The organism is Streptomyces sp. NPDC093801 (genome assembly GCF_040701585.1).
GTDB lineage: Bacteria > Actinomycetota > Actinomycetes > Streptomycetales > Streptomycetaceae > Streptomyces.
Window position 1 is genome coordinate 1 of the sequence record NZ_JBFBDP010000089.1, and the last position, 5,114, is coordinate 5,114.

Sequence of the window (5,114 nt, forward strand, 5' to 3'; positions counted from 1 at the left end):
CACGGTGGTGCCCGGCGGCGCGGCGAACATCGCGGACGTGTATCCGCTGGCCCCGCTCCAGGAAGGCATCTTCTTCCACCACCTGATGGAAGCCGGCTCCGACAGCGACGTGTACGTGCTGCCCACCGTCCTGGGCTTCGATTCACGTGAGCGCCTCGACGGCTTCCTGACCGCGTTGCAGAAGGTCGTGGACCGCCATGACGTCCTGCGGACCGCCGTACTGTGGGAAGACCTGCGCGAACCCGTCCAGGTGGTGCTGCGGCACGCGGTGATCCCCATCGAGCACGTCCACCTCGACCGTGCAACGGCCGGCACGGACGACGTTGCCCGGCGACTGCTGACGGCATGCGACGCGTCGATGGACATCCGCCGGGCTCCGATGCTTCGGGCGAACATCACCGAGGATCCGGACAGCGGGCGGTGGCTGCTGCTGCTCCAGGCCCACCACCTGGTCCAGGACCACGCGGGTCTGGAGGTCCTGACCGGTGAGGTGGCCGCCTTCCTGAACGGACACGAAGACCGGCTGCCCGCGCCCTTGCCCTTCCGGAACTTCGTGGCACAGGCCCGCATGCGGGTGTCGCGTGAGGAGCACGAGCGGTACTTCGCGGCTCTGCTCGGGGACGTCACCGAGCCGACGGCCCCCTTCGGGCTCCTCGACGTACGCGGCGACGGCACGGGCGTCTCCCAGGCCAGGGCGGTGGTGGAAGCCGGGCTGGCCGCACGGATCCGTGAGCAGGCCCGACGGCTGGGCGTGAGCGTGGCCATCCTGTTCCACGTGGCGTGGGCGCGCGTCGTGGCCACGGCATCCGGCCGTGACGACGTCGTGTTCGGCACGGTCCTCCTGGGCCGCCTGGACGCAGGTACCGGTGCCGACCGCATCCCCGGCCTCTTCATCAACACCCTTCCGGTACGCGATCACGTCGGCGCCGTGAACGTGGTGGAGGCGGTCCACGCCATGCAGGAACAGCTGGCCGAGCTGCTCGTGCACGAGCACGCACCGCTGGTGCTCGCACAGCTGGCCAGCGGGGTTCCCGCCCGGACCCCGCTGTTCACCTCACTGCTCAACTTCCGCCGGGACCAGGACGGGCGGGACCGGAGGGCGAGCGGTGGCCTCGACGGGATCGAGCTGCTCCACGGCCAGGAGCGCACCAACTACCCGCTCACGGTCTCCGTCGACGACCGCGGTACGCAGTTCGCCCTGTCCGTCCTCGCCGCCGCCCCCATAGACCCCGACATGGTGTGCTCCCTGCTGCACACCGCCGTACGCCATCTGGTCACCGCGTTGGAAACCGCACCCGGCACCCCGCTCGGGCGGATCGAGGTCCTGGACGCGGCACGGCGACAGCACGTCCTGACCGGATGCAACGACACCGCCCGCGACGTGGCCGCCGCGACCCTTCCGGACCTCTTCCGGGCCCAGGTGGCGCGCACGCCCGAGGCGACCGCGGTCGTGTGCGGGGACGTCGAGATCAGCTACGCCGAACTCGACGCGCGTGCGAACCGTCTGGCGAGGCTGCTCATCGCGCGGGGCGTCGGCCCGGAGACGCTGGTCGGTGTGCTCATGGATCGGTCGGCCGATCTGGTCGTCGCCCTTCTTGCGGTGCTCAAGGCAGGCGGCGCCTACCTGCCCATCGACCCGGGCCTGCCCTCCGCGCGCGTAGCCGACATGCTGCTGGACGCCGCGCCCGAGCTGCTGTTGACCGGCCGGGAGCATGCCGCGCTCGCGGGGCGGCCGCCCACCGGGGACCTGTGCCTGGTCCTCGACGACGTGCAGGTCGCGGCCGCGGTCGCCGAGCGGAGCGGTGCCGACATCAGCGGGGCGGAGCGCCGCGGCGAGCTGCTCCCGCAGCACCCGGCGTACGTGATCTACACGTCGGGCTCCACGGGCCGCCCCAAGGGCGTCGTGATCGACCACACCGCACTCACCCACTACCTGACATGGAGCGTGACGTCCTACCCCTCCGTCAGCGGCCGCGCGCTGCTGCATTCCTCGGTCGCCTTCGACCTGGCGGTGACGACGCTCTACGCGCCGCTGATCAGCGGCGGCACCATCGAGATCGCCCCGTTGGAGGACGGAGCGAGGCCTTCGGCTGCCGTTGACCGGGTGACCTTCCTCAAGGGGACGCCCAGCCACATACCCCTCCTCGCATCCCTCCCCGAATCCCTCTCGCCCAGTGGCGAGCTCGTGGTCGGCGGTGAGCAGCTGGTCGGGGACGTCCTCGACTCCTGGCGGGCCGTCCGGCCGGGCGCCACCGTGGTGAACGAGTACGGCCCGACCGAGGTGACCGTCGGGTGCATGGAGTACAGGATCTCCCCGGCCGACGACGTGCCGTCCGGGGCCGTCCCCATCGGCAAGCCGATCTGGAACACACGTGCGTACGTGTTGGACTCGATGCTGCGCCCGGTGCCGTCCGGTGCGGCCGGCGAGCTGTACGTGGCCGGCGTCCAGCTGGCCCGCGGCTATCTCGCCCGGCCCGGCCTGACCGCGGAGCGCTTCGTCGCGGATCCGTTCGGGGCCGCGGGCGAGCGGATGTACCGCACGGGCGACCTGGTGCGCTGGAACGGCACCGGTGAGCTGGAGTTCCTCGGACGGGCCGACGACCAGGTCAAGGTCCGCGGCTACCGCATCGAGCCGGGCGAGGTGGAGGCCGTGCTGGTCTCGCATCCGTCGGTGGCGCAGGCCGCGGTGATCGTCCGCGAGGACACCCCGGGCGACAAGCGCCTCGTCGGGTACGTCGTTCCCGCTCCCGGGCACGACGGGGCGGCCACGGTGCTGCCCGCCGACGTCCGCGGTTTCGCCAAGGGGATCCTGCCCGACTACATGGTGCCTTCGGCCATGGTGGTCCTGGACCGGCTGCCGTTGACGGCGAACGGGAAGCTGGACCGCAAGGCCCTGCCCGTTCCCGACCGCACGGAAACCGCGTCGGCCCGCCGGGAAGCATCCCCGGTGCGGGAGGAGATCCTCTGCACCGTCTTCGCCGATGTCCTGGGCCTGCCGAGGATCGGTGTCGACGACAACTTCTTCGAGCTGGGCGGGCATTCGCTGCTGGCCACGCGTCTGGTGAGCCGCATCCGTTCGCTGCTGGGCGTGGAAGTACCGATCCGGGCGCTGTTCGAGGCGCCGACGGTCGCGGGGATCGCCGGCCGACTGGCGGAGGCCGGTCAGGCCCGGCCCGCGCTGACGGCCGTGGCCCGGCCGGACGTGGTCCCGCTGTCGTTCGCGCAGCAGCGGCTGTGGTTCCTGGGCGAGCTGGAAGGCCCCAACCCCGCGTACAACATCCCCGTCGCCCTCCGCCTGACCGGCGACCTCGACCGCGACGCACTCCAGGCGGCCCTCGGGGACCTCGTAACGCGCCACGAGGCGCTGCGCACGGTGTTCCCGGCCGTGGACGGTGCCCCGCACCAGCGGATACTCCACCCGGAGACCCTGTCCATCGAGCTTCCGGTGATCGACGTCGACGGGTTCGACGAGGCTCAGCTGGCGGAGTCCCTCGCCGGGACGGCGCGGTACGCCTTCGACCTGGCGGGGGAGGTCCCGCTGCGGGCACAGCTGTTCACTGTGCGACCGGACGAGCACGTGCTGCTGGTCGTGGTGCACCACATCGCGGGTGACGGCTGGTCGATGGGGCCGCTCGCACGAGACCTGTCCACCGCCTACGCGGCCCGTCGCGCGGGCACCACGCCCGGCTGGGCCCCGCTGGCGGTGCAGTACGCGGACTACGCCCTGTGGCAGCGGGAGCTGCTGGGCGACGACGCCGATCCGGACAGCGTGCTGTCCCAGCAGCTGGCCTACTGGCGCAACGCCCTGGCCGGCCTGCCGGAGGAGACGGCGCTGCCGATGGACCGGCCACGGCCTGCCGTGGCCACACACCGCGGCGGCACCATCCAGGTCGACGTCCCCGCGGAACTGCACGAGCACATAACCGAGCTGGCCCGTACTCAGGGCGTGACGGTGTTCATGGTGCTGCAGGCGGCTCTGGCCACGCTGCTCTCGCGGCTGGGTGCGGGCACCGATGTGCCGATCGGGGCGCCGGTCGCGGGACGTACCGACGATGCCCTTGACGACCTGGTGGGGTTCTTCGTCAACACCCTGGTGCTGCGTACCGACCTGTCCGGAGATCCGACCTTCGTCGAGTTGCTGGGCCGGGTGCGGGAGACGGGGCTGGGGGCGTTCGCGCATCAGGACGTGCCGTTCGAGCGGCTGGTGGAGGATCTGGCCCCGGTACGGTCCATGGCCCGGCATCCGCTGTTCCAGGTCATGCTGGCCGTGCAGAACAACACCCAGGCTGCACTGGAACTGCCCGGCGTAACGGCGACACCGGTCGGCCCCGGCCAGCTGTCGGCGAAGTTCGATCTCGACTTCCAGTTCGGCGAGCGGTTCCACGCCGACGGCACGTCGGCCGGGCTCCATGGGGCCGTGACCTTCGCGTCCGACCTCTTCGACCGCACGACGGCGCAGGACATCGCGGCCCGGTTCGTACGCGTCCTGCAGGGCGCGGTCACCGACCCGACGCGGCGTATCAGCCGGGTGGACGTGCTCGATGTGGCCGAGCGGCGTCGGATTCTGGGGGAGTGGATCGATACGGCGCGGGATGTTCCGGTGGCGTCGTTGCCGGAGCTGTTCGAGGCTCGGGTGGCGCGGGATCCGGAGGCGATCGCGGTCGTGGCCGGCGGGGTGGAGCTGAGTTGTGCGGAGCTGAGCGCTCGGGCGGACCGGCTGGCCGGGTTGCTGGTTGGGCGTGGTGTGGGTGCGGAGTCGCTGGTCGGTGTGCTGATGGAGCGCTCGGCGGACTTGGTCGTCGCGTTCCTCGCGGTGCTGAAGGCCGGTGGCGCCTATGTGCCGTTGGACGCGCGCTCTCCGCTGTCGCGGATGTCGGCGGTCTTCGAGGACACGGGCGCTGAGCTGCTGCTCGTGGACAGCGCGATGCGGGACCACGAGTTCAGCAAGGCAGTGACGGCGCAGGGTGCGGATGTCATTGTCGTCGGACGGGAGACGGGGCTCCCGGATGCAGGGTCCGCGGGTCTGCTGCCGGTGCGCTGTCTGCCGGATCAGGCGGCGTATGTGATGTACACGTCGGGATCCACGGGTGTTCCGAAGGGGATCGTCACCACGC

The 5,114-nt window shown here is 71.3% G+C and carries 1 protein-coding gene; it reads left to right on the top strand.

Features of this window, described 5'->3' with window-relative positions; translation table 11 throughout:
* Positions 1-5,114: amino acid adenylation domain-containing protein (locus AB0469_RS40815; protein ID WP_366456677.1), on the top strand; the 5,114-nt coding region annotated here is incomplete at both ends.